The 23,963-nt window shown below is 64.4% G+C and carries 23 protein-coding genes; 16 read left to right on the forward strand and 7 right to left on the reverse strand.

Annotation, left to right across the window (positions count from 1 at the left end; all coding sequences use genetic code 11):
* Positions 1-270 precede the first annotated feature (270 nt).
* The 6 genes from UP10_RS22315 (at position 271) to UP10_RS22340 (ending at position 5,531) form a co-directional block, all read left to right on the forward strand.
* On the forward strand, positions 271-1,542 hold the full coding sequence (locus UP10_RS22315; protein WP_044589418.1) for a cytochrome P450: 1,272 nt from the start codon (positions 271-273) through the stop codon (positions 1,540-1,542).
* Between the two features lie 237 nt (positions 1,543-1,779).
* Positions 1,780-3,054, forward strand: a complete 1,275-nt coding sequence (locus UP10_RS22320; RefSeq protein WP_044589419.1) for a cytochrome P450 — start codon at positions 1,780-1,782, stop codon at positions 3,052-3,054.
* Positions 3,055-3,242: 188 nt separating this feature from the next.
* Positions 3,243-3,473: a DUF768 domain-containing protein gene (locus UP10_RS22325; RefSeq protein ID WP_044589420.1), complete on the forward strand. Its 231-nt coding sequence runs from the start codon at positions 3,243-3,245 to the stop codon at positions 3,471-3,473.
* 205 nt (positions 3,474-3,678) lie between these two features.
* A complete protein-coding gene (locus tag UP10_RS22330; protein WP_044589421.1) occupies positions 3,679-4,104 on the forward strand; it encodes a hypothetical protein in 426 nt (141 codons plus the stop codon).
* 273 nt (positions 4,105-4,377) lie between these two features.
* A complete protein-coding gene (locus UP10_RS22335; RefSeq protein ID WP_156180210.1) occupies positions 4,378-4,938 on the forward strand; it encodes a thiamine pyrophosphate-binding protein in 561 nt (186 codons plus the stop codon).
* On the forward strand, positions 4,938-5,531 hold the full coding sequence (locus tag UP10_RS22340) for a thiamine pyrophosphate-dependent enzyme (protein WP_044589422.1): 594 nt from the start codon (positions 4,938-4,940) through the stop codon (positions 5,529-5,531). Before UP10_RS22335 ends, UP10_RS22340 begins: the two co-directional genes overlap by 1 nt.
* 13 nt (positions 5,532-5,544) lie before the next feature.
* Here UP10_RS22340 and UP10_RS22345 read toward each other — a convergent pair whose 3' ends face one another.
* The gene (locus UP10_RS22345) at positions 5,545-6,468 is read right to left on the reverse strand and encodes a LysR substrate-binding domain-containing protein (protein WP_044589423.1); all 924 of its coding nucleotides are present in this window, start codon (positions 6,466-6,468) and stop codon (positions 5,545-5,547) included.
* Between the two features lie 100 nt (positions 6,469-6,568).
* On the opposite strand from UP10_RS22345, the gene UP10_RS22350 reads away from it, so the two are divergent.
* The 4 genes from UP10_RS22350 to mdlC all read left to right on the forward strand — a co-directional run bounded on the left by UP10_RS22350 (position 6,569) and on the right by mdlC (position 11,494).
* Complete coding sequence (locus UP10_RS22350) at positions 6,569-7,738, forward strand: acyl-CoA dehydrogenase family protein (protein ID WP_044589424.1); 1,170 nt, start codon at positions 6,569-6,571, stop codon at positions 7,736-7,738.
* Positions 7,739-7,747: 9 nt separating this feature from the next.
* Positions 7,748-8,848 carry a CaiB/BaiF CoA transferase family protein gene (locus UP10_RS22355; RefSeq protein ID WP_044589425.1) on the forward strand — a complete coding sequence of 367 codons (1,101 nt, stop codon included), beginning with the start codon at positions 7,748-7,750 and terminating at the stop codon, positions 8,846-8,848.
* Between the two features lie 25 nt (positions 8,849-8,873).
* A complete protein-coding gene (locus tag UP10_RS22360; RefSeq protein WP_044589426.1) occupies positions 8,874-9,728 on the forward strand; it encodes an HTD2 family dehydratase in 855 nt (284 codons plus the stop codon).
* 143 nt (positions 9,729-9,871) lie between these two features.
* Complete coding sequence (mdlC, locus tag UP10_RS22365) at positions 9,872-11,494, forward strand: benzoylformate decarboxylase (RefSeq protein ID WP_044589427.1); 1,623 nt, start codon at positions 9,872-9,874, stop codon at positions 11,492-11,494.
* 102 nt (positions 11,495-11,596) lie between these two features.
* On the opposite strand, the gene UP10_RS22370 is transcribed toward mdlC, so the two are convergent.
* Together UP10_RS22370 and trhA are read right to left on the reverse strand one after the other, a co-directional pair.
* Positions 11,597-12,391, reverse strand: coding sequence for an SDR family oxidoreductase (locus tag UP10_RS22370; protein WP_044589478.1), 795 nt, complete (start codon positions 12,389-12,391; stop codon positions 11,597-11,599).
* A gap of 68 nt (positions 12,392-12,459) precedes the next feature.
* Positions 12,460-13,155, reverse strand: a complete 696-nt coding sequence (trhA, locus tag UP10_RS22375) for a PAQR family membrane homeostasis protein TrhA (RefSeq protein ID WP_044589428.1) — start codon at positions 13,153-13,155, stop codon at positions 12,460-12,462.
* Between the two features lie 181 nt (positions 13,156-13,336).
* Between trhA and UP10_RS22380 the strand changes: the two genes are divergently transcribed.
* Positions 13,337-14,800, forward strand: a complete 1,464-nt coding sequence (locus tag UP10_RS22380; protein WP_044589429.1) for a YcjX family GTP-binding protein — start codon at positions 13,337-13,339, stop codon at positions 14,798-14,800.
* The gene (locus UP10_RS22385) at positions 14,797-15,828 is read left to right on the forward strand and encodes a YcjF family protein (protein WP_044589430.1); all 1,032 of its coding nucleotides are present in this window, start codon (positions 14,797-14,799) and stop codon (positions 15,826-15,828) included. The genes UP10_RS22380 and UP10_RS22385 overlap by 4 nt, the downstream gene beginning before the upstream one ends.
* Positions 15,829-16,116: 288 nt before the next feature.
* Here the strand turns inward: UP10_RS22385 and UP10_RS22395 are convergent, their stop codons facing one another.
* Positions 16,117-17,703 (reverse strand): glycosyltransferase family 39 protein, encoded by a 1,587-nt coding sequence (locus UP10_RS22395; protein ID WP_082077220.1) that lies wholly within the window; start codon positions 17,701-17,703, stop codon positions 16,117-16,119.
* Positions 17,704-17,909: 206 nt separating this feature from the next.
* On the opposite strand from UP10_RS22395, the gene UP10_RS22400 reads away from it, so the two are divergent.
* From UP10_RS22400 to sorB, 4 genes are all read left to right on the forward strand, one after another.
* Positions 17,910-19,655 (forward strand): adenylate/guanylate cyclase domain-containing protein, encoded by a 1,746-nt coding sequence (locus UP10_RS22400; RefSeq protein ID WP_502692236.1) that lies wholly within the window; start codon positions 17,910-17,912, stop codon positions 19,653-19,655.
* A gap of 103 nt (positions 19,656-19,758) precedes the next feature.
* The gene (locus UP10_RS22405; protein ID WP_502692237.1) at positions 19,759-20,055 is read left to right on the forward strand and encodes a hypothetical protein; all 297 of its coding nucleotides are present in this window, start codon (positions 19,759-19,761) and stop codon (positions 20,053-20,055) included.
* Between the two features lie 213 nt (positions 20,056-20,268).
* Positions 20,269-21,468 (forward strand): SorA family sulfite dehydrogenase catalytic subunit, encoded by a 1,200-nt coding sequence (gene sorA / locus UP10_RS22410; RefSeq protein ID WP_044589433.1) that lies wholly within the window; start codon positions 20,269-20,271, stop codon positions 21,466-21,468.
* A gap of 11 nt (positions 21,469-21,479) precedes the next feature.
* Positions 21,480-21,791: a SorB family sulfite dehydrogenase c-type cytochrome subunit gene (sorB, locus tag UP10_RS22415; protein WP_044589434.1), complete on the forward strand. Its 312-nt coding sequence runs from the start codon at positions 21,480-21,482 to the stop codon at positions 21,789-21,791.
* A 33-nt stretch (positions 21,792-21,824) separates the two neighbouring features.
* On the opposite strand, the gene UP10_RS22420 is transcribed toward sorB, so the two are convergent.
* From UP10_RS22420 to UP10_RS22430, 3 genes are all read right to left on the reverse strand, one after another.
* Positions 21,825-22,607: a hypothetical protein gene (locus UP10_RS22420; RefSeq protein ID WP_044589435.1), complete on the reverse strand. Its 783-nt coding sequence runs from the start codon at positions 22,605-22,607 to the stop codon at positions 21,825-21,827.
* Positions 22,608-22,637: 30 nt separating this feature from the next.
* A complete protein-coding gene (locus UP10_RS42160) occupies positions 22,638-23,345 on the reverse strand; it encodes a hypothetical protein (protein WP_050043776.1) in 708 nt (235 codons plus the stop codon).
* 69 nt (positions 23,346-23,414) lie between these two features.
* On the reverse strand, positions 23,415-23,903 hold the full coding sequence (locus UP10_RS22430; RefSeq protein ID WP_050043777.1) for an invasion associated locus B family protein: 489 nt from the start codon (positions 23,901-23,903) through the stop codon (positions 23,415-23,417).
* Positions 23,904-23,963 lie beyond the last annotated feature (60 nt).

Here is a 23,963-nt window from a genome sequence, read left to right on the forward strand (position 1 = left end):
CAAGATGCAGCCGGTGATTGAGCCCGTGCGCCGCTTTTGGCCAAATTAAACGCTGTTTCAAACAGACTTACTCCCGATCCCTGGCCTGTCACTGGGAAACCGTCCGGAACCGACCCTTCCCGGCGCCACAATGATGCGGTCAAATGCGTGCTGAGGACCCTTTGAGGACCCTTTGAGGACCCTTGCGCAAAGCCGCGAATGGGAATGTAATTCGATAAAACATCACCGCGCCGGCCATGCCCCGGCCGAGGGACTTTTGAGGAGCCGCCCATGCACGGGACCATCGATCTCGTCAAAGACACCAACCTCGACGCAGCGCGCGAGCGCGCCAATGCGATCCCGCTGTCGGATTACGATCCCGGCCACCCTGAATTGTTCAAGACCGATTCTTTCTGGCCGTATTTCGACCGGCTGCGCCGCGAAGACCCGGTGCACTACTGCAAGGACTCGATGTTCGGGCCGTACTGGTCGATCACCAAATACAACGACATCATGGACATCGAGACCAACCATTCGGTGTTCTCGTCTGCCGCCTCGCTCGGCGGCATCACCATCCGCGACGTTCCGACAGATCTGCGCCGCGAGAGCTTTATCGCGATGGATCAGCCGCGCCATTCGGCGCAGCGCAAGACCGTGGCGCCGATGTTCACGCCGACACACCTTGACCAACTTGCACTTAATATCCGCACGCGCTCGACCGAATGCCTCGACAATCTCCCGCGCGGCGAGGTGTTCGACTGGGTCGACAAGGTCTCGATCGAACTAACCACGCAAATGCTCGCGGTGCTGTTCGACTTTCCCTGGGAAGACCGCCGCAAGCTGACGCGCTGGTCCGACGTCGCGACCACCCTGCCCGGCGTCGGCGGGCTCGTGGCCACGGAGGATGAGCGGCAGGCCGAGCTGATGGAATGCGCCAGCTATTTCGCGCGGCTGTGGAAAGACCGCATCAACCAGCCGCCGAAGAGCGACCTGCTGTCAATGATGGCGCATAGCGACGCCACCCGCGACATGGACCCGAAAAATTTCCTCGGCAATCTGATCCTCTTGATCGTCGGCGGCAACGACACCACGCGCAACACGCTGTCCGGCAGCATCTATGCGCTCGCCAAGCATCCGGACCAGTACCGCAAGCTGAGAGAGAACCCGGCGCTGATCGACAGCTTCGTGCCCGAGGTGATCCGCTGGCAGACGCCGCTCGCCCATATGCGCCGCACGGCATTGGCCGATTTCGAGTTCCGCGGACGCCAGATCAAGAAGGGCGACAAGGTCGTGATGTGGTACGTCTCCGGCAACCGCGACGAAGAGGCGATCGAACGGCCCTACGAGTTCGACATCGAGCGGGCGCGGGCGCGCACCCACATCTCGTTCGGCTTCGGCATCCACCGTTGCGTCGGCCTGCGGCTCGCCGAGTTGCAGCTCAAGATCATCTGGGAAGAAATCCTCAAGCGGTTCGACACCATCGAGGTGGTGAGCGAGCCCGAACGGGTGTATTCCAGCTTCATCAAGGGCTACGAGACGCTGCCGGTGCGCATTGCCGCGTGAGGCGCGATCGCAAACAAGTAGCGAGTTGTATTTGAACCGCATCCACGATGGGACTGTGCTCCCTCTCCCGCTTGCGGGGGAGGGCTGGGGTGGGGGTACCACCACAGAGGCAGTCTTCGCGTGGAGAGAGCCCCCACCCGCATCGCATCTTTGATGCGATGCGACCTAAGAGCGAGCTTCGCTCGTCTCGACCGCCGCAAGCGGGAGAGGTAAGAACCGCCACCGGAGCTAATTGCGATGAACGTCCAGACCGCCTTCCGCGCCGACCGGGCCGAGCAGCTGCGCCAGGCGCGCGAGGAAGCCTATGCCACGCCGCTGCAGGATTTCCATCCCGGCGCGCCAAAACTGTTCCAGAACGACACCCTGTGGCCGTGGTTCGAGCGGCTGCGCAAGGAAGAGCCGGTGCATTACTGCACCAACTCGCCGATCGAGCCGTACTGGTCGGTCGTGAAGTACAACGACATCATGCATGTCGACACCAGCCACGGCGTCTTCTCCTCCGACTCGACGCTGGGCGGCATCTCGATCCGCGACGTGCCGCCGGGCTATGATTATCCGAGCTTCATCGCGATGGACCAGCCCAAGCACGCCCATCAGCGCAAGACCGTGTCGCCGATGTTCACGCCTGATCATCTCGATGAACTGGCAAAGCTGATCCGGCAACGCTCGGCGAGCGTGCTCGACAATCTGCCGCGCAACGAGACCTTCAACTTCGTCGAGCGCGTCTCGATCGAATTGACCACGCAGATGCTGGCGACGCTGTTCGACTTCCCCTGGGAGGAACGAGGCAAGCTGACCCGCTGGTCCGACGTCTCGACCGCGCTGCCGAAGAGCGGCATCGTGGACTCACCGGAGCAGCGACGGCAGGAGATGGACGAGTGCAACGCCACCTTCTCCCGGCTCTGGAACGAGCGCGTCAACGCGCCGCCGAAGAACGATCTGCTGTCGATGATGGCGCATAGCGATGCCACCAGGCACATGGACCCCGACAATCTGATGGGCAACATCATCCTGCTCATTGTCGGCGGCAACGATACCACCCGCAACACCATGAGCGGCTCGGTGCTGGCGCTGCATGAGCATCCCGACCAGTTCGCCAAGCTGAAAGTGAACCCTGCGCTGATCGACACCATGGTGCCGGAGGTGATCCGCTGGCAGACCCCGCTCGCGCATATGCGGCGCACCGCGCTTGAAGATACCGAGGTCGGCGGCAAGACCATCAAGAAGGGCGACCGCGTCGTGATGTGGTACGTCTCGGGTAATCGCGACGACGAGGTGATCGAACGGCCCGACGAATTCATCATCGACCGCGCCCGCCCGCGCATCCATCTGTCGTTCGGCTTCGGCATCCACCGCTGCGTCGGCATGCGGCTCGCCGAGCTCCAGCTCAAGATCGTCTGGCAGGAAATGCTGAAGCGTTTCGACCGCATCGAAGTGGTCGGCGAGCCGAAGCGGGTTTATTCCAGTTTTGTGCGCGGCATTGAATCGTTGCCGGTGCGGATCCCGGGGTGAGCCTCGCCCGACGTCATTGCGAGGAGCGAAGCGACGACTTGTCCGCCGAAGCCTCGGCGTAGGCGGAAGCAATCCATCGCGCCGCAAGCGTAGGTGTGGATCGTTGGTAGTGCCTCAGTTAGAACTATCGACAGCGATATCGAGTATTTGCTCTCGAGCAAATCAAGGCAAGGCAGGGAGTTGAACGGATGAGCGAGAGAGTGATCGCATTTGTCGAGCGATGGGTAACGGATAACGTTCACGCCGAGGCCCCGGTCGAGGGGGATGACACTCAGCCGAAATCACTGGCTCAACAATGTCGTGCAGAAGCGCTGGCGGCCGGCATTCCCGCGGCCGAAATTGACGACGAATTCGACGACCTGACGGCCTTCATGTCAGCCCAAATTCAAGAGGCGAATGAGCGCGAAGGCCGCAGCTAAAAGGTGGGCCAAGGATTAGGCTCGATCTCAGAGCTCTGATCGATGACAGCGCTTTTATCGACCGCGCATCTATTTGTCGTTCGGCTTCGGCATCCAGCACTCGGCCTCCTAGGTATCGACACTTGCGCCCACATCACAAACTCGGGGTCGGAATGGAGGCGGTTTGTTCCCAGATCCCAATCTAAGATGGCGGCCGTACCCATCGATGATCGACGGCATCGAGCGCCCGCCCTTTGTTCTCGATCAAGGCTTTTGGCGTGGCATGCTCCACCTTATTGTCGTGGCCCCAAATCCCAGCCTCCGCGCATATGGCATCGAAATTTCTTGCGAGATTTATGCGGCGTTCCAAGAAATGATCTACTCGGTGGCCAATCACGGCGGCAGTACTAGCGCCTACGACGGCGGCATCTATATCAAGGAGGCTGAAAATTCGACTTTGCTGAAGGCATATACTGCGACCGATCCCGTCGGTCGGAAGCCACGGCATTTTTCCTTCGTGGGTGACGACTATTGCTGGTTGGCTTCTCCGAACCAAATATTCGAGCGTTCGACAGCCCTGAAGTGGCTTATTCTTGGGGACCGACAAGACAAGACTGATCGTGGGATTCTTTCGACTTTGCTTTTGGCTTGATCGCGCGCCGCGTCTTGTGAGGTACACGGCTTGATCCCAGTCATCGCGAGGAGCGAAGCGACGAAGCGATCCATCCCTCCGCGTATGCGGGACAATGGATTGCTTCGCGGAGCCTGTCATCGGGCGCGCATTCGCGCGACCCGTTGGCTCGCAATGACGGGGTTATCAAATTCCGGCATAGCTGCGCGCGCCAGATGCGAAGGGAATAATACCCCCGCCTAGCCTAAGCCTTTGGCATGAGAACGCGCCAACGCGCGCCCCCTACCCGAGGCCATGATGGACCAGATTGCCGCTCACCAGGACAACGCAACCAGCACGGACTGGCCGGTTGCAATCTACCGCACGCTGAAGGATTTTCGCGTCGCGCAAGTGTCCTACGTCCCCGATGCGGGTCACTCGAAGCTGATCAAGCTGTCGCACGCGGATGCCGACATCAATACCACGGTGCTGACCACCGAGGAGGAAGGCGTCGCGCTGTCCGCCGGCGCCTGGCTCGGCGGCGACCGCGCGGTGCTGTTGATGCAATCGAGCGGCGTCGGCAATTGCGTCAACATGCTGTCACTGATGGCGAGCTGCCGCTTCCCGTTGCTGACGCTGGTGACGATGCGCGGCGAATGGGCCGAGTTCAATCCCTGGCAGATCCCGATGGGCCGGGCGACGCCGAAGGCGTTCGAGATCATGGGCGCCACCGTGCTGCGGCTGGAGGATCCCGATGATACCGAGGAGGTGATCTCGGCCGCCGCCTCGCTCGCTTTTGACGGCGACCAGCAGGTCGCGGTGCTGATCGCGCAGCGGATGATCGGACGCAAGAAGTGGACGAAGGAGACGCACTGATGTCAACCACAACAGGAACTCTCGATCGCCGCGCCACCGTGAAGGCGCTGCTCGCGGACCGCGGCGACCTGCTCGCGATCTCCGGGCTCGGCTCCTCGACCTACGATCTGTTCGATGCCGGCGATCATGCCGGCAACTTCTATCTCTGGGGCGCGATGGGGGGCGCAGCGATGATCGGGCTTGGCCTCGCGCTGGCGCAACCGAAGCGGCCGGTGCTTGTGATCACCGGTGATGGCGAGCAGCTGATGGGGATCGGCAGCCTGCTGACGATCGCGACCAAGCAGCCCGGCAATCTCTCGATCGTGGTGCTCGACAACGGCCATTTCGGCGAGACCGGCATGCAGCTCAGCCATTCCGGCCTCGGCGCAAAGCTCGAGGTGATAGCAAGTGGCGCGGGCATCGGTTCGGTCAGCGATATCGCCGACATGGCCGGGATCGAAACCTTTCGCAGGGGCCTGCGGGATGTCCATGGCGGCCCGCGGCTGGCGCGGATCCGCATCGCGACCGGCGAGGTCGAACGCGCGTTGCCGCCGCGCGACGGCGCGTATCTGAAGAACCGCTTCCGCGGCCATCTCGGCTTCGCGGTGACGTGATGGAGAGACGCGCTCAGGCGAGCTGGATGTCCCAGAGCCCCTCGGCGCGCAGCGCGGCAACCTCGTCGCGCAACAGCTTCGCGATCAGCGTCATCGCGTTGGAGCCGGCATGCTCGACCGGCGAGGCCAAGGTCAGCTCGCGCCGCGGCGCCGGCCGCGCGATCGGCGCGGTCTCGAGCCGACCGTCCGCGACCTCAGCGCGGACCGAGGACGGCGGCAGCAGCGTGTATCCGAGCCCCTCCTCGACCAGGCTGGTCAACACCCGGAACGAATCCGCCTCGAGCTTGACGTCGAGATCGATCTTCTTCTTCGCCGCGGCATGTTCGAGCAGCGCACGAAGGCCGTGCGAATGACTCGGCAGCACCAGGCGCTGGCGCATCAGCCAGCCGAACTCGACCTGCTTCTTCTGCTTCAGCCCGCTGCCGCGCGGGCCGACCGCGACGATGCTGTCGCGGCCGAGGGTCTGCACCGCCAGATGCAGATCGACCGACGGCCCGTAGATCACGGCCAGGTCCATCTCGCCGCGATGCAGCCACTCGATCAGATGGCCGCTGTAGCTTTCGACGATACAGAGCGAGATGCCGGGATAGCGCTCCACCGTGCGCCGCGCCAACCGCGCCGAGAGCACGCAGCTCACCGTCGGCACCAGCCCGAGCACGACGCGGCCCGACGGCGCGCCACCGGCGGACTGGATGTCGTCCCTTATCTGATCGATCTGCCGTACGATACCACTGGTGCGCGCGAGCAAGAGACGGCCGGCGTCGGTCAGCACCATGCCGCGGCCGTTGCGCGTGAACAGATCGGTGCGCAGCTCGTGCTCGAGCAGCTTGATCTGGCGGCTCAGCGCCGGCTGCGCCACCCGCAACGTATCGGAGGCTTTGCTCAGGCTTCCGAGTTCCGCTACGCAGGCAAACGTCCTAAGCTGACGGAAATCCATACTTGCCAATCCTGGAAGGCAGGTTCATACGCTATAACAAAACAGCATAGGGGGTTTACCGGGGCCCCACAATGGCGGGCGCCTTAGGCAAAGCAAAACCATGACCGCACAAGATCAGCAGCAAGACGAACACTCCGACATCCGCGACGCCGTCGCAAAACTCTGCGCGCAGTTCCCCGGCGAATACTGGCGCAAGCTCGATCGCCAGATGGCCTATCCGAAGGAATTCGTCGATGCGCTGACGGAGGCCGGCTACCTCTCGGTGCTGATCCCCGACGAATATGGCGGCGCCGGCCTGAAGCTGTCGGCCGCCGCGGCAATCCTGGAAGAGATCCAGCGCGCGGGCTGCAATGGCGGCGGCTGCCACGCGCAGATGTACACGATGGGCACCGTACTCCGTCATGGCAACGACGCGCAGAAGGCGAAGTATTTGCCGAAGGTCGCGACCGGCGAGTTGCGGCTGCAGGCGTTCGGCGTCACCGAGCCGACCAGTGGCACCGATACCTCGTCGCTGAAGACCTTCGCGCGCCGCGACGGCGACCATTACGTCGTCAACGGCCAGAAGATCTGGACCAGCCGCGCCGAATATTCCGACCTGATGATCCTGCTGGCGCGCACCACGCCGAAGGATCAGGCCAAGAAGCGCACTGACGGGCTTTCGGTGTTCATCGTCGACATGCGCGAGGCGAAGGGCCACGGGCTGGAGATCCGCCCGATCCGCACCATGATGAACCACGCCACCACCGAGGTGTTCTTTACCGACATGCGTGTGCCGGCGGAGAATCTGATTGGCGAGGAAGGCAAGGGTTTCCGTTACATCCTGTCAGGCATGAATGCCGAGCGCATCCTGATCGCGGCCGAGTGCGTCGGCGATGCCAAATGGTTCATTGCGAAAGCGACCAACTACGCCAAGGAGCGCAGCGTGTTCGGCCGGCCGATCGGCCAGAATCAAGGCATCCAGTTCCCAATTGCAAAAGCCTACGCCTCGATGCGCGCGGCGGAATTGATGGTGAAGGAAGCCACCCGCAAATATGAAGCCGGGCTCGACTGCGGCGCCGAGGCCAACATGGCCAAGATGCTGGCCGCCGATGCCTCATGGGAAGCCGCCAATGCCTGTGTGCAGACCCATGGCGGCTTCGGCTTCGCGGAGGAGTACGATGTCGAACGCAAATTCCGCGAGACGCGGCTCTACCAGGTGGCGCCGATCTCGACCAATCTGATCCTGTCATTCGTGGCCGAGCATGTGCTCGGCATGCCCCGCTCCTACTGAGTTCGCGCCATGTTGCCGTTGCAAGGTTTGACCGTCATCGCCGTCGAACAGGCGGTTGCCGCGCCGTTCTGCTCGTCACGCCTGGCCGACGCCGGCGCCCACGTCATCAAGATCGAGCGCCCCGAGGGCGATTTCGCCCGCGGCTATGATGCCGCGGCGAAGGGCCAGAGCAGCTATTTCGTCTGGCTCAACCGCGGCAAGGATTCGGTGGTGATTGATCTGTCCACCAAGGGTGGCCGCGCCACGCTGGAAGAATTGATCGCAGGCGCCGACGTGCTGCTGCAGAACCTCAAGCCCGGCTCGATGGACAAGCTCGGCTTCGCGCGCGAGCGGCTGCGCAAGAATTATCCGAAGCTGATCATGTGCACCATCACAGGTTACGGCGACACCGGCCCCTATGCCGACCGCAAGGCTTATGATCTGCTGATCCAGGCCGAGAGCGGCCTTGCCTCGCTCACCGGCGGTCCCGAGGGCGCCTCGCGCGTCGGCATGTCGATCGTCGACGTTGCGACCGGCGCCACCGCGCATGCCTCGATCCTCGAGGCGTTGATCGGACGCGGCCGCACCGGCGACGGCGCCGACATCCGCATCTCGATGTTCGACGTGATGGCGGACTGGCTCACCGTGCCGCTGCTCAACGCCGAGGACGGCAAGCCGCCGCAGCGCATCGGCCTCGCCCATCCCTCGATCGCGCCCTATGGCGTGTTCCGCTCCAAGGACGGCAAAGAGATCCTGATCTCGATCCAGAGCGAGCGCGAGTGGAAGACGCTTTGCGCCAAGGTGCTCGGACAGCCTGATTTGCCTAACGATCCGCGGTTCGCCAACATGGTCGAGCGCGTGCGCAACCGCGCGCAGACCGACCAGATCGTCAGCGACAGTTTTGGCAGGCTGACGCGCGACGAGCTGCTGGCGAAGCTTGCCGAGGCCGACATCGCGTTTGCCGAGGTCAACACCATGGCCGATCTCGCCACCCATCCGCATCTTCGTCGGATCGAGGTCGACACGCCGAGGGGCAAGGTCAGCTATCCGGCTCCGGCCGCGATTGTCGTCGGCGAAGACAGGCATTACGGCGCGGTGCCAGCCATCGACGAGCGCACGAAACGTTCTTAAAGAAACTCCTGCCCGGATCATTCTCATGAGCGACACACTCGACCTCGATCATCTCCGCCAATGGATCGGCCGCAGCACTGATGCAACCGACGTCGTCACCGCGCATCTGGTGATGGGCCTGCGCGCGACGCTGTTCCAGGAGATCGGCGAGCCGAAGCCGGGCGACGCCGCGCCATGGACCACGCATTGGTGCTTGGGCCAGCCGGTGTTTCCGATGTCGCAGCTCGGCCCTGACGGCCACCCGACCCGCGGCGGCTTCCTGCCGCCGGTGCCACTGCCGCGCCGGATGTGGGCCGGCGGCGAGCTGGAATTCCTCGATGCCTTGCGTGTCGGCGATGCGCCGAAGCGGACCTCGCGCATCGCTGACGTCACGGTGAAGACAGGCTCGACCGGCACGCTGTGCTTCGTCTCGGTCAATCACGAAGTGACGACATCGCGCGGGCTGGCGATCCGCGAGCGGCAGGACATCGTCTATCGCGAGATCACGACCACGCCGTCGACCGCGCCCACCAAGGCGCCTCCCCCGCCGCCGGTCGCCAAGCATCGCGAGAGCCACATCTCCGATCCGGTGCTGCTGTTTCGTTATTCGGCGCTGACCTTCAACGGCCATCGCATCCATTACGACCGCGACTACGTCACCAAGGTCGAGGGCTATCCGGGCCTGATCTTCCACGGTCCGCTGCAGGCCGCCTTGATCGTCGAATTCGCCGCCAAGCTGCATGGCGGCCAGCCGCCGAAGAAATTCGTCTACCGCGGCCTGCAGCCGTTGTTCGAGGGCAGCGAGTTCTCGGTCAATGCCAACGACAAGGACGGCGGCCTGGAGCTGTGGACCGCGAATGCGGAGGGACAACCGACCATGAAGGGCACGGCGAGCTGGTGAGACAGTGAGGTCTGAGTAACCGCCTCTGGACGCACGGACGCAAACTTGACTTCACCAAGCAATCCATCAACAGGTGGATTGCTTCGTCGTTTTTGCTCCTCGCAATGACAGAGCACCAAGAAACCAGAACTGGGAGCCGCCCGATGTCATCCCGCAAGCCCGCCGCCGGCAAATCCGTCACTGTCAAGGATGCCACCTTCGGCCTCCTGCGCGCGTTCGGGATCAAAAAGGTGTTCGGCAATCCCGGCTCGACCGAGCTGCCGTTCCTGAGCGACTGGCCCGACGACATCGACTATGTGCTCGGTCTGCAGGAGGCCTCCGTCGTCGGCATGGCCGACGGCTATGCGCAGGCCACCCGCAATGCCGGCTTCGTCAATCTGCATTCCGGAGCGGGCGTCGGCAACGCGCTCGGCAATATCTACACCGCGCACCGCAACCAGACGCCGCTGGTCATCACCGCCGGACAGCAAGCGCGCAGCATTCTGCCGTTACAGGCCTTCCTCTACGCCGAGCGCGCATCGGAGTTTCCGCGGCCTTACGTGAAATACAGCGTCGAGCCCGCGCGCGCCGAAGACGTGCCAGCCGCGATCGCGCGCGCCTATTACGTCGCGATGCAGCCGCCCTGCGGGCCGACCTTCGTCTCGGTGCCGATCGATGACTGGAGCCACGCGACCCAGCCGATCGAGGCGCGCCAGGTCAGCCGCGAGCTCGGTCCGGATACGTCCGCCATGAAGACGCTGGCGGCCGCGCTTGCCGACAGCAAGCATCCGGCCCTCGTCGTCGGTCCCGGTGTCGATCGTGCGGAGGCCGTCGACCTCATGGTCAAGGTGGCCGAGCGGTCGAAAGCGGCGGTCTGGGTCAGCCCGTTCTCGGCGCGCTGCTCATTCCCGGAACGTCATCCGCAATTCGCAGGCTTCCTGCACGCCTCGCCCGGCCAGCTCTCGGACGCGCTGCGCGAGCACGATGTTGTGGTCGTGATCGGCGCGCCGGTGTTCACATTCCATGTCGAGGGTCACGCCGCTATCTTCGACGGGGCCACCACAATCTTCCAGATCACCGACGATCCGACCGCGGCCGCCGTGACGCCCGCAGGCCACAGCATCGTCGCGACCATGAAGCCGGCACTGACGATGCTGCTCGATCTGCTGCCGGACACGGCGCGCGTGGCCCCGGTCGGCCGCAAATTGCCGCCGGCGCCAGTCCCGGCGGATCCGATCCCGGTCGACTACGTTCTGCACACGCTCGCGACGGCGATGGGGCCGCAGGATGTGCTGGTGGAGGAAGCCCCGTCACACCGGCCCGCGATGCAGAAATTCATGCCGATGCGCGGCCAGGACAGTTTCTACACCATGGCGAGCGGCGGTCTCGGCTACTCACTGCCCGCCGCGGTCGGCATGGCGCTGGGGCGCCGCGAGGGCCGCATTGTCTGCCTGATCGGCGATGGCTCGGCGATGTATTCGATCCAGGCGCTGTGGACCGCCGCCCAGCGCAAGCTGCCGCTGACGGTCGTCATCCTGAACAATTCCGGCTACGGCGCGATGCGCTCGTTCAGCCAGGTGATGCAGGTGCGCAATGTGCCGGGCCTCGACCTGCCCGGCCTCGATTTCGTCAAGCTCGCCGAGGGCATGGGCTGCGATGCCGTGCGGGTGACGACATCGGCCGAGCTGGCAAGCGCCTACAAGCGCGGGCTCTCGCACAACGGCGCCAGCCTGATCGAGGTGATGGTCGATTCGGCAGTGCCGCTGCTCTACGCGCCGAAGGGGTGAGGCACAAAGAGCCTTCGTCATTCCGGGATGGTCCGAAGGACCAGACCCGGAATCTCGAGATTCCGGGTTCGATGCTTTGCATCGCCCCGGAATGACCTGCGGTCACTTCCCGTACGTCTCGCGCATCTTGGCCTGGATCTTGGCCATGCCGCCGATCCAGCGGTCGTAATTCTCGGTCTTCTTGCGCATGTAGCCGAGCACTTGCGGGTGCGGCAGGATCAGGAACGTCTCCTCGTCGAGACCCTTCAGCACGTCCTGTGCGACCTGCTCCGGCGACAGATCGCCGTCGCCGGATTGCGGGCCCTTGGGAATTCCGCGCAGCATGTTGGTGTCGACGCCCTGCGGGCAGAGGATCGAGACCTTGATGTTGTCGGCGCGGTGCGAGATCGCGAGGTTTTCAGCAAAACCGACCGCCGCATGCTTGGTCGTCGAGTAGGCCGGGCTGCCGACCTGCGACAACAGGCCCGCCGCCGAAATCGTGTTGAGGAAATAGCCGCCGCCGCGCACCTTCATGCGCGGCACCAGATGTCGCGCCGCATAGACATGCGCCATCACGTGGATCGCCCAGCTCCGCGACCACGGCTCGTCCGAAGAGCCGCCGGCATTCACCGACAGCGGATCGAAGCCGCCGCCGATGCCGGCATTGGAGCAGAACAGCGCGATCGGGCCGAACATGCGCTCGGTCTCGTCGATCACATGCAGGATGTTCTTTTCCTGCCCGACATCGCATTTGAACGCCGCGCCGCCGACCGACGCCGCAACTTTCTCGGCCGCAGCATGATCGAGGTCGACGACCACGACCCTGGACGCGCCGGCGGCATGGAACGCCTCGCACAAGGCCTTGCCGATGCCATTGCCACCGCCGGTGACCACCACGACTTTATCTGCCACCTGCATGGCCATCCTCCCGATATTCTGATGCTATCGGGAAGATGATAGCTCATCCGTCGCCGTTGGCGAGAGGTTCAGCTCGCCAGCACGACGTCGAACACGGCCATGTAGTGGCAGGCGGCGCCAAGCAGGACAAAGCTGTGCCAGATCGCGTTCTGGAAGCGCAGCCGTCGCCACGCATGGAAGATTACACCGAGGCTGTAGAGCATGCCGCCGGCGAGCACGAAGCCGAGCGCCATGGCCGGCAGCACCTTGACCACCGCGTCATAGAGCATGATGCCGCTCCAGCCCATCGCCAGATAAAGCCCGACCGACAGCCGGTCGAACCGGCCGGGATAGACCAGCTTCAGCCAGATGCCGACGATCGCCACGCACCAGACGCCTGCGAGCAGCGCGATGGCGAAATAGCTGTCCTTCACTTCCATGATCAGGGGCGTATAGGTCGCCGCAATCAACAGATAGATCGCCGAGTGGTCGAAGCGGCGCAGCACCCATTTGGCGCGCGACACCGGCCAGAGATTATAGGTCGCCGACAGCACCAGCATGGCGAGCAGGCCCGCGACATAAACCGACACCACGGCAACGTCGAGCGGGCTGGCATAGACCGCGGTCAGCACGATCAGCGCGGTGGCCGCAATCAGCCCGAAACAGACGCCGACAATGTGCACGACTCCGTCGGCGATCACTTCGGCGCGGTCGTAGTTCCAGAGCACGGCGCCGGCCGCATGGATCGAGGTCGAGGCGAATTGCTTCAGGCGAAAGACCGTCATACCGGGGGCTTTCCTCAGTGCCGATAGAACATGGGTATCGCAGGTGCGGCGGTGAGTTCAATCCTCTCGCCTGCAAAGGCGCCGGAAGTGTGAAGCTTGATTTTGGCGCGATAATCGCCACCTTGCGGGTGATCGCCTGCCCATTTTTTGGCCCCTCCCGCCGGTTTTCCCTCAACGCGCCATGGCCCCCAGCTTTCTGGATATCGTCGAGGAAGCGCGTCTCTCGGCACGCGCGCTGCTCGACTATGGCGAGGGCTTTTTCAACCCGACGGTCCGGCTCGGCGTCACTGGCCTGTCGCGCGCCGGCAAGACCGTGTTCATCACCGCACTCATCCACGGGCTGACGCGGGGCGGCCGCTTCCCGGTGTTCGAAGCCTATGCCTCGGGGCGGATCGCCCGCGCCCGCCTGGAGCCGCAGCCCGACGATGCGGTGCCGCGTTTCGCCTATGAGAACCATGTCCGCACCCTGATCGAGGAGCGGCGCTGGCCGAATTCGACCACCGACATCTCCGAGCTCCGGCTCGTGATCAACTACCAGCGGCAAAATGGCGCGGACCGCACGCTCACGCTCGACATCGTCGACTATCCCGGCGAGTGGCTGCTCGACCTGCCGCTGCTGAACAAGAGTTATGAGCAATGGTCGGCCGAGAGCCTTGCGCTATCGCGCGAGCCACTGCGCGCCAAACTCGCCGCGCCCTGGCACGACTATCTCAAGACGTTGCAGCCGGAGGGGCGCGAGAACGAGCAGGCCGCGCTGACCGAGGCAAGGCTGTTCACCGACTACTTACGCGCCTGCCGCGACGACCGCTTTGCGATGAGCCTGCTGCCGCCCGGCCGCTTTCTGATGCCGGGCAATCTCGCCGATACGCCGGCGCTGACCTTTGCGCCGCTTGATGTGCCCATGGACGGCAGCGCACCGGATGGCTCGCTGTGGGCGATGATGCGGCGGCGCTACGAAGCCTACAAGGACGTCGTGGTTCGCCCGTTCTTCCGCGATCATTTCGCGCGGCTGGATCGCCAGATCGTGCTGGCGGACGCGCTCGCCGCGTTCAACGCGGGACCGGAGGCGCTGCATGATCTCGAGGCCGCGCTCGCCGGCATCCTCGACTGCTTCCGGATCGGCCGCAGCACGATCCTCAACGCGCTGTTCCGGCCGCGCATCGACCGCATCCTGTTCGCAGCGACCAAGGCCGATCATCTGCATCATCAAAGCCACGACCGGCTGGAAGCGGTGCTGCGGCGGATCGTGGCCAACGCCGCCAAGCGCGCCGAATATGCCGGTGCCGCAATCGACGTGGTCGCACTCGCCGCCGTGCGCGCCACCCGCGAGGCGCAGGTTCAACGCGGCCGCGACAGGCTGCCGTCGATCCTGGGTACGCCGACGCCGGGCGAGATCGCCAATGGCGAGACGCTGGACGGCGAGACGGAGGTCGCGACCTTTCCGGGCGATTTGCCCGACAATCCCGAGGAACTGTTCAGGGGAGAATTCCGCGGCCTCTCCAGCGCCGGCGCCGAGGCGGCCGATTACCGCTTCCTGCGCTTCCGTCCGCCGCAGCTGGAGCGAAATGGCGATACGGAGCCTGTGCTGCCTCACATCCGCCTTGACCGCGCCCTCCAGTTCCTGATCGGAGACAAGCTGCAATGAACGAGAAGACGCCCCCGCGGCGGCCGGCGACGTTCAAGCTCGACGATCCCGGCGTGGTCGTGATGGATACCGAGGACACTGGCCGCCTCGCCCGCGGCACGGTGCAGATCGTGCCCGAGGCGGAACCCGCACAACTGCCCGTGCCAGTCGATGTGCCGCTGGTGCCCGTGCGCCGCGGCTTCCGCTGGGGCGCGCTGTTCTGGAGCTCGGTCGCAGGCCTCGTGCTGCTCGGCACCGGGCTCGGCGTCATCAATTTGATCGAGGATCTGTTCGCGCGCAACGAAGGGCTCGGCGTCCTCGGGCTGGCGTTCGCCGTGATCGCGGCGGTGGCGCTGCTGGTCGTGATCACGCGCGAAGCGGTCGGCCTGGCGCGGCTTGCGACCATCGAGAAGCTGCATCTGCGTGCGGCCGAGGTGCTTGTCAGCGACGACCGCACGGCGAGCCGGGTGATCGTGGCCGAACTCATGAAGCTCGCGCACCAGACCCCGCGGCTCGCCCGCGCCCGCAGCGCGCTGCAGAGCCACACTGATGATATCATCGATGGCGCCGACATGATCCGCCTCGCCGAGCGCGAATTGATGGCGCCGCTGGATGAGGAAGCGCGGCGGCTGGTGTCGGCGGCGGCGCAGCGCGTCTCCGTCGTCACTGCGGTGAGCCCGCGCGCGATGATCGACGTGCTGTTCGTGTTCGTGGCCTCGTTGCGGATGATCCGGCAATTGGCGCGGCTCTATGGCGGAAGGCCCGGCGCGCTCGGCATGGTCAGCCTGATGCGGCACGTGATCGCGCATCTGGCGATCACCGGCGGTATGGCGGCGAGCGACAGCCTGATCCAGCAGATGCTCGGCCACGGCATTGCCGCCAAACTCTCGCAGCGGCTCGGCGAAGGCATTCTCAACGGCTTGCTGACCGCAAGGCTCGGCCTCGCCGCCATCGACGTCACCCGCCCGCTGCCGTTCAACGCGCTGCCGCGCCCCGCGCTCGCCGACCTCGCGAAGGATCTCTTGCGCAAGCGCGAGGACGACGAATAGATCTCGGTGGCCGAGCGGAGCCGGAATTATCATTAACGTTTCGTCTATATCCTGCTGATCATCGCGGAACGGTTTCGCGTACCGCGACCATTGGTGATTTATGCAGATTATCGAAATTACTGATCCAATAGAGGCCCGCCGTTGTCGCTACGCCCAATACCGGGGCGAAAAGGCGCGTTTGACGTTGAATGGGTTGCCTGTCATGGGGATGGTTCGTTCAGTCAAGGAAGACAGGTCCAGCATTCCGATGCGCTGGATCGTCTCGGTCGTACCTAAGGGCGTCGCGGCCTAGCCGATCGATCCAGAGCAATTGTTACCCTGACGACATCGGACGCCACGGGTCCGGTCTTGTCTGAGCCTGATGGCATTGCCACAAGGGGGAGAAGGAAGCAGCATCGCCAGCACGCGCCAGCGGAAGAATGGCGTGTCCGGCGGCGGCACCAGGTTCGGGGTCCAGCCGGTCAGCTTCTCCAGCGAATAGATATCCATCACCATGCCACGCCAGCTGCGCTCGACGCGTTCGAGCGGCTGCCGCACGGCTGTCGTTTCATTCCACAGCGGCAGATTGTTCTCGGGCTCGCGCCCGACATAGAGACCGGCATGATCCTTGATCTGGCTCATGCCGGGATCGGCAAAGCCCTGGAAGCGGCCGCGCTCGTTGATCTCGATGACAGGCACGCGGCCCCTCAGGAACCAGCGCAGCATCGAATAGGTGCGATAATCCGTGGTCGCGACCCAGGTCGCGCCGGTGGCCTGCAATTGTGCTTCCACGCGCGCCGCAACCACATCATAGCCGGCCTCGGTGCCAACAGGATCGGTGCGGCCGATCAGATTCCACGGTGACATCGTGGAATAGAGGAACACGCAGACGACGAACACGATGCCTGACGTCACCGCGGTCCGCGCCCAGAACACGGTGGATTTGACCAGCCGCACCGACCAGCCCTCGAACGGCATCCGCGTGACATTGATCGCAACTGCCGCGAGGCCCGCCGGCCACAGGAACATCGGCCAGGTGTCGCCGACCCGCAGCGTCAGCGACTTCCAGAGAAAGTAGGCGAATGGCACGATGACCGCGGTCGACAGCAGGATCGCAACCGGCTCGCGACCGCGATAGCCGCGCCACGCCATTAGCGCCGTGCCGAACAGCGTCACCGGCAGCAGCACGAAGCCGACCAGGCCGAACTGGATGCCGATGAACTCGCCGACGGTGCGCAGCAAGAGGCCGTGATCGGCGATGGCGCGCACCGACTGGAAGCGGAACGAGGCCCAGTCATGCTGCGCGTTCCAAATCAAGACCGGCGAGAACACCACGATCGCGATCAGGGCGGCAAAATAAGGATACGGGCTGCGCAGCCAGCGCCACCGCCAGTCCGGCACCAGCGCAAAGGCCAGCACCGCCGGCGCCAGCATGATCCCGGTGAATTTCGACAGCAACGACAGCCCGGCAAACAGGCCGGCGGCGAGCCACCAGCGCCCGTCATTGCTTTGCGCTGTCAGCACCAGCGACCACAGCATCGCCACCGCGAACGGGATCAGCGCGGTGTCGGGGGCGACCTTGGCCATCAACAGCCCGTAATAGAGCGCGGCTTCCGGCAGCAGCAGCGCCAGGATGACGGCGCGGACATTATTGCGTGTGACGCGGCGGACGATGTCGGCGAGCAGCAGCTGGGTGACCAGCATCCCCACGATGCCGCTGAAGCGGACCCCGAGATTGGTGTCGCCGAAGATCGCGGTGCCGAAGCGGATGAACCAGGCGATCATGGGCGGATGGTCGAGGAAAGACAGCACGCTCTCCTTCGACCAGGTCCAGTAATAGGCCTCGTCGGTGCGCAGATCGAGCACGGAGGCATAGACCAGCCGCATCGCGGTCATCGCCGCGATCACAGCCGCCACGCCAGCCCAATTGGGCCCGCGCGAACGGGCCGGCTTGACGTTGATGTTATCGGCTGGGGCTATCGTCACGGGGCGCTTTCTGTTCGACTCTTGAGGGGGTGTCAACGTGTGCCGGCACCCGCTATCACCCCGGCACGACCCGGTGGTGGTGTTCACCGCGGGAATTAAACACTAGATTGCCGATCATGAATCATATGGCCTCCCCCTCGCGCGAGCATTTGCAGGAGATGGTCCGCGGCGTCGGCCTGCGGCAGGTGCGCCTGGTCTCGGGCACGATCATATTCGCCTATCTCATCAGCCACTTCCTCAACCATGCGTTGGGCAACATCTCGACCGAGGCGCTGGCGACCGGTGTCCACTATCACACGATGTTCTGGCGCTTCCTGCCAGTCACGATCCTGTTCTACGGCGCCTGCCTGGTGCACACCGCGCTCGGCATCTATGCGTTGTACCAGCGCCGCGAATTCCGCTGGAAGGCGATCGAGCCGCTGCAGCTCGTGCTCGGCCTGAGCATCCCGATGCTGATCATCTTCCACATCGTCGGAGTGCGGCTCGGCTATTCGCTTTACGGGCATCAAAAGCTCTACCCGCAGGAGTTCTACAATTTCTTCATCGCGTCACCGAACCGGCTGTGGCAGACGCTCGCGGTGATGGTAATCGCCTGGGTGCACGGCTGCATCGGGCTGTACTTCTGGCTGCGGCTGCGTCCGTTCTTCACGCGTGCCGCGCCATGGCTGCTCGCTGCCGCGGTGCTGATCCCGACGCTGGCGATGCTTGGCATCTACCAGGGCGGCCGCGCCATGATCTCCGACTATGACGATCCCGATTGGCGCAAGCAGGAGCTGTCGGTCGAGAAGCTCGGCACGGCGGCCCAAGGCAACATGCTCGAGCGCATCACCGGCGGTCTCACGTTCGGCTATCTCGGCCTGCTCGGCTTCGTCGTTATCGCGCGCGGCGCGCGCGCCTTGCTCGAGCGCCGCGGCGGCATGATCGCGCTGTCCTACGGCAACGGACGCACCGTCCGGGTGCCGAAGGGATTGAGCGTGCTGGAGGCGAGCCTGCGCAACAACGTGCCGCATGCCAGCGTTTGCGGCGGCCGCGCGCGCTGCTCCACCTGCCGCATCCGCATCATCGGTGACGCCGCCTCGCTGCCCGAACCCTCGCCGCGCGAGGCCTTCGTGCTGCACCGGGTCGGCAGCGACGATCCATCGATCCGGCTGGCCTGCCAGCTGCGGCCGAATTCCGACCTCTCCTTCTTCCAGCTTTTCCTGCCGCACACGATGTCGGCGGATGGGCATGCCGGAAACCCGACACGGATCGGCCAGGAGCGCTATCTCGTCAGCATGTTCGTCGACATGCGCGGCTCGACGCAACTCGCCGAGAAACGGCTGCCGTTCGATACCGTGTTCATCGTCAACCGTTTCCTCGGCGCGGTGTCACAGGCGGTGCTGGAATCCGGCGGACGGCCGAACCAGTTCATCGGCGACGGCATGCTGGCGCTGTTCGGCCTAGCTACGGGCCGACAGCGGGCCTGCCGCCAGGCGCTGCGCGCGGCGGCGCTGATCGCAGCCCATGTCGACGAGCTGAACCAGTTCCTCAGCCACGATTTGCGCGAGCCTATCCGCTTCGGCATCGGCATCCATGGCGGCGAGGTGATCGTTGGCGACATCGGCTACCGCGACCACATGGTGTTCACCGCGCTCGGCGATGCCGTCAACGTCGCGGCACGGCTGCAGGACATGACCAAGAGCCTGGCCTGCGAAGCCGTGGTCTCGGACGAAGTGCGCGTCACCGCGGGACTTGCCGACGACGCATTGCCTGCGCAGGAGGTCGCAATCCGCGGCCGCGACGAACCAATGACCGTGCGCGTGGTGAAGCAGACGCGCGTCTTGTCGACGCTCGTGAGCGATGAGCGTGCCGCGGCGGCCTGACAGGTTCGGCGCCGCTGCCACCAACTGTGATCTGCCGCACACCTGAACGGGCGTTCAGCAACTGAGCTCGAACCCGCGCTCGCGAGCGGGCGACTGACGGACGATGGGTAACACTGCAACCCGCGCCGCGACAGAGCTCAACGCGCATTTGAAGGAGACCACCATGTTCCGCAAAGTCACTCTTGCTCTCGCCACTGCCGCCACCCTCGCCGCCGTCGCACTTGCACCGACCGCTGCCTCCGCCAAGCCGTTCGGCTGGGGCGGTGGCGGTTGGCATCATCACTGGGGCCCGGGCTTCGGCGTCGGCGTCGGCTTTGTCGATACCGGCTGCTACGCCACCCGCCTGGTGATGACGCCCTATGGCTATCGCTATCGCACCGTGAATGTCTGCGCGTACTGATCGACCCCTCCGGCTCGATCGAAACGTCCCGGTCGCCAACGCGGCCGGGGCTTTTCGTTGTTGCAACGCGATGACTGAGCACACTGCGAAAGCATCGATTGACTTGCATCTCTCCGGTGCGACATTTGCTGCGCGCCTTCGTGAACCGGGTGCGCGGAAGACTTGAGTCTGGTGATGACCAGCTCACGACAGACAAGCTTCGCAGGAAGCGGAATGCTCGATCGACGAGATCTGATGAAGCGCGCCGGCATGGCCGCTTTGGTGACAGGGCTGGGGTCGAGGGGCGCGCTCGCGCTCGACACCGTGACGCTACCGTTTGGCAATGGCGAACGGCCGCTGGTGCGCTATCCGCAGAAGCGCCCGATGATCGGCCTCACCGGCCGGCCGCCACAACTGGAAACGCCGCTTGCGATCTTCAACGACGGCCCGATCACGCCGAACAACGCGTTCTTCGTCCGTTACCATCTTGCCGACATCCCCTACGGTCTCGATCCTGATACCTTCACGCTCGAGATCAAGGGCAAGGTCGACAAGCCGCTCAAACTGTCGCTGAAGGACATCAGGAAGATGAAGGCGACCGAGATCGTCGCCGTCAACCAATGCTCCGGCAACAGCCGCGGCTTCTTTACCCCGCGGGTCGCCGGCGGCCAGCTCGGCAACGGCGCGATGGGCAATGCGCGCTGGCACGGCGTGCCGCTGAAGACCGTGCTCGATCTGGCCGGCGTCCAAGCCGGCGCCAGGCAGGTCACCTTCAACGGCATGGACGGTCCGGTGATGGACAAGACGCCCGATTTCGTCAAGGCGCTCGACATCGACCACGCGCGCGATGGCGAGGTGATGCTGGCCTATGGCATGAACGGCGAGGATCTGCTGTTCCGCAACGGCTTCCCGCTCCGCCTCATCGTGCCCGGCTATTACGGCACCTATTGGGTCAAGCACCTCAACGAGATCACCATCATCGACAATGTGTTCGACGGCTTCTGGATGAAATCCGCCTACCGGATTCCGGATACGCCCAACAACGCGGTCGAGCCCGGCACCGCGCCGAAGGCAACGATCCCGATCAACCGCTTCACGGTGCGCTCGTTCATCACCAGCGTCACCGACGGCGCCAAGCTCAAGGCCGGCCGCATGACGCTGCGGGGCATCGCCTTCGACGGCGGCAAGGGCATCAAGGAGGTCGCCGTTTCGACCGACGGCGGCAAGACCTGGACACCGGCGAAGCTCGGCAGGGATCTCGGCAAATATTCGTTCCGCGAATGGAAGCTCAGGATAGAGCTCGCCGCAGGCTCCTCCGAATTGAAGGTGCGCGCCACCAACAATGCCGGCGACACCCAGCCGATGGATTCGCTGTGGAATCCGGCCGGCTATTTGCGCAACGTCGTCGAAACCCTGCACGTCACTGCGGCGTGAGGAGAAGCATCATGAAGCGCAAGCTGCTCCCCGCACTCGCCGCGATATCAACGCTTTCGATCGCCGCGGCAACCGCCACGCCCGTCAACTACGCGCTCCCCGAGGAGACCGCAGCGTTCAAGTCCGGTCCCAACCTCGAGGTCGTGCAGAACAATTGCACCGCCTGCCACTCGGCCGACTACATCAAGAACCAGCCGCAGGGCGAGAAATTCAAGAAGGATTTCTGGCAGGCCGAGGTGACCAAGATGATCAAGGTCTATGGCGCGCCGATCGACGACGCCGACATCGGCAAGATCGTCGAGTATCTCGCCGCGACCTATTGAGGTTCGCGGGCATCCACTTCGCTCGAAAACGCTTCACCCCCCGTTGCGTACCCTGACGCTCTCCGCGAGGTTGCCGCGAAACATGTGCTGGCCGAGATGACCGAGATCGGAGCGGAGATCGGCGTAGACCTTGCCGCCGATGTCGCGCCAGCGGCGGCAGAAGGCGAAGTCTTCCGACAAATAGCGTTTGGTGTCCGGATCGACCATGCAGTCGAAGAACAGCCAGTAGAACGGCGCTTCCGGATTGCCTGAAGGCCCGTCGGGCACGTAGTTCAGCCGCGGATAATGCGCCATCAGCCGGGTAAAGACGTGACGCTTGATCGCCATGAAGCCGGTTGGCGCCTCGGCTACCTCGACGAACTCGTCCGCGGTGACGAAGCTCGCGATGGGCTGCGCGCCATGGCCGACAAGATTGATTGGGTAATCGGTGTAGAGCGTCTCGAACGCTGCCATCGTGGTCCCTGCGGGCACGCCCTGCTGCGGCCAGTTGAAACGCTTGATGGGATAGACGCCGGCGGCGACGTCGTGATCGGACAGCAGGAGCCGGAACGCGGCGGCCGGACTGAACGCGAGATCGGAGTCGATCCAGAACAGATGGGTGTATTGCTCGTTCATCAGGAAGAATTTGACAATCTCGTTGCGACCCCGGGTGACGAGGCTCTCGGCACGCATGTGCAGGCTCGACCGCAGGCCGAGACTGATAGCCTCGTGGGTGAGCTCGAACATGCTGGTCACATAGTTCATCGACACCGCCGAGACGTAGCATGGCGTCGCCCAGAGCACGTTCATGGACTGCAAGGCTTCGGGCGGAAGCATGGCGATCTCAGCCGTTCGACGACACCGGCCTTACCCCGCGATCCGCAGCGCGGTGACCGCAACGCAGGCATTGCCGAACGGAATCAGCACCACCTGCGCGCCGTTCGGCAGGGCCAAGGTTGCGAGATCGCCCAGCGCGCCGTTCTGGCCGTTGAGCTTGGCGAGCTCGGCGGCAACCGCCGGGCAACTCTCCGCGCTCGGCGTCACCCGCACCAGATTGCCCTCGCAGGACGATCCGACCGGCGCCGCAAATACGATGCCGGCGGCGCGCTGAGCCGTGTTGTTCTGGGCATTCTGGCCGGGACCGAGCGCGACCAGCGACTGCACCGAATGAGAGTTGCCGGCCTTGGCGTCCCACTGTGACTGGGCCGTGTAGTTCGAGTTCGCCGCGAGACCGCGGCCAAGGGTCTCGAAGACATTGGCACAGGTTACGATGTTGCCTTGCCTGGCGTGCTCGTCGAACACCGTCGGCGGCTGCTGCCCGGTCGGCTGCACCTGCGCGGCCGCCGCGGGGCCCGATTGTGCCTGTGCGTCCTGCGGACGTGGTTTCGGCTTTGTGGCCGCAGCGGGCTTCCTGGCCGGCACCGGCGCCGGCGGCGCACCGGGTGGCGGCTGCAGCTGCGTCGGCGGCTGCGCGGTCTGCTGGGCGTAGCCGACGACGGCGGCACCGAAGGTCGCCACGACAAGGGCTGCAATCACCGAGGCGACGATCAGAACAAAAGTGCGGTTCAGTTGCATCGGCGGCTCGTCCTCTTCCTCAAAGTCATGGTCTGGCCCGCGAAACGAATATCCACCACCCGCACCCCGTCATTTCAGCTTCGACAGCGCGAGATACAGTCCCTCCAGCGGCGCCTCCAGCACGACCGGCTGCGCCTGCGGCAGCGGATAGCTGACCCGGCAGGGTGTGCCTGCGCGAATGTGCCGCCGCAGCATGTCGCCGATCGCAATCGTCGCGACGCAGAAGCCGGCATCGCAACGATCGGTCGGCGCGACGATGCGATCCGGCTTCTCGCCCATCGCAAGCTCGATCGGCTGTCCGGTGCCGACGGCTGCGGGAACGCGCATCACCATCAGCGGTTTGCCTTCGGCGGTCGCGACCAGCGACCAGTTGAAGGCCACGGCGCCCTGAGCGCCGACGATGGTCTGGGTGATGTTGCAGACGCGGCGCTTCGACTTCAGGCTTTCGTCGCAGATCAGCGTCCAGTTCCTGAACGGCTGGATCATCCGCCTGTAGTCGCCGAGCGTTTCGCCTTCCGGGATCGCGACATCGGACGGCTTCACGGCATAGGAGGCCAACGACGCGACTTGTGCGACAGCGCTTGCTGTCCCGCAGGCCCAAATCGTCAAAGCCAGACA

Origin of the sequence: Bradyrhizobium sp. LTSPM299, from assembly GCF_000938235.1 — a bacterium.
Classification (GTDB): domain Bacteria; phylum Pseudomonadota; class Alphaproteobacteria; order Rhizobiales; family Xanthobacteraceae; genus Bradyrhizobium.

Excerpts from the sequence above, each read along its gene's own strand:
- UP10_RS22360 (WP_044589426.1), top strand. The coding sequence starts at position 8,874 with ATGAGCGACACACTCGACCTCGATCATCTCCGCCAATGGATCGGCCGC.
- sorB (WP_044589434.1), top strand. The coding sequence starts at position 21,480 with ATGAAGCGCAAGCTGCTCCCCGCACTCGCCGCGATATCAACGCTTTCG.
- UP10_RS22400 (WP_502692236.1), top strand. The coding sequence starts at position 17,910 with ATGAATCATATGGCCTCCCCCTCGCGCGAGCATTTGCAGGAGATGGTC.
- UP10_RS22405 (WP_502692237.1), top strand. The coding sequence starts at position 19,759 with ATGGGTAACACTGCAACCCGCGCCGCGACAGAGCTCAACGCGCATTTG.
- sorA (WP_044589433.1), top strand. The coding sequence starts at position 20,269 with ATGCTCGATCGACGAGATCTGATGAAGCGCGCCGGCATGGCCGCTTTG.
- UP10_RS22420 (WP_044589435.1), bottom strand. The coding sequence starts at position 22,607 with ATGCTTCCGCCCGAAGCCTTGCAGTCCATGAACGTGCTCTGGGCGACG.
- UP10_RS22355 (WP_044589425.1), top strand. The coding sequence starts at position 7,748 with ATGTTGCCGTTGCAAGGTTTGACCGTCATCGCCGTCGAACAGGCGGTT.
- UP10_RS22345 (WP_044589423.1), bottom strand. The coding sequence starts at position 6,468 with ATGGATTTCCGTCAGCTTAGGACGTTTGCCTGCGTAGCGGAACTCGGA.
- UP10_RS22395 (WP_082077220.1), bottom strand. The coding sequence starts at position 17,703 with ATGACCGCGATGCGGCTGGTCTATGCCTCCGTGCTCGATCTGCGCACC.
- UP10_RS22320 (WP_044589419.1), top strand. The coding sequence starts at position 1,780 with ATGAACGTCCAGACCGCCTTCCGCGCCGACCGGGCCGAGCAGCTGCGC.
- UP10_RS22330 (WP_044589421.1), top strand. The coding sequence starts at position 3,679 with ATGATCGACGGCATCGAGCGCCCGCCCTTTGTTCTCGATCAAGGCTTT.
- UP10_RS22325 (WP_044589420.1), top strand. The coding sequence starts at position 3,243 with ATGAGCGAGAGAGTGATCGCATTTGTCGAGCGATGGGTAACGGATAAC.
- UP10_RS22385 (WP_044589430.1), top strand. The coding sequence starts at position 14,797 with ATGAACGAGAAGACGCCCCCGCGGCGGCCGGCGACGTTCAAGCTCGAC.
- UP10_RS22350 (WP_044589424.1), top strand. The coding sequence starts at position 6,569 with ATGACCGCACAAGATCAGCAGCAAGACGAACACTCCGACATCCGCGAC.
- UP10_RS22335 (WP_156180210.1), top strand. The coding sequence starts at position 4,378 with ATGATGGACCAGATTGCCGCTCACCAGGACAACGCAACCAGCACGGAC.
- UP10_RS22315 (WP_044589418.1), top strand. The coding sequence starts at position 271 with ATGCACGGGACCATCGATCTCGTCAAAGACACCAACCTCGACGCAGCG.
- mdlC (WP_044589427.1), top strand. The coding sequence starts at position 9,872 with ATGTCATCCCGCAAGCCCGCCGCCGGCAAATCCGTCACTGTCAAGGAT.
- trhA (WP_044589428.1), bottom strand. The coding sequence starts at position 13,155 with ATGACGGTCTTTCGCCTGAAGCAATTCGCCTCGACCTCGATCCATGCG.
- UP10_RS42160 (WP_050043776.1), bottom strand. The coding sequence starts at position 23,345 with ATGCAACTGAACCGCACTTTTGTTCTGATCGTCGCCTCGGTGATTGCA.
- UP10_RS22380 (WP_044589429.1), top strand. The coding sequence starts at position 13,337 with ATGGCCCCCAGCTTTCTGGATATCGTCGAGGAAGCGCGTCTCTCGGCA.
- UP10_RS22370 (WP_044589478.1), bottom strand. The coding sequence starts at position 12,391 with ATGCAGGTGGCAGATAAAGTCGTGGTGGTCACCGGCGGTGGCAATGGC.
- UP10_RS22340 (WP_044589422.1), top strand. The coding sequence starts at position 4,938 with ATGTCAACCACAACAGGAACTCTCGATCGCCGCGCCACCGTGAAGGCG.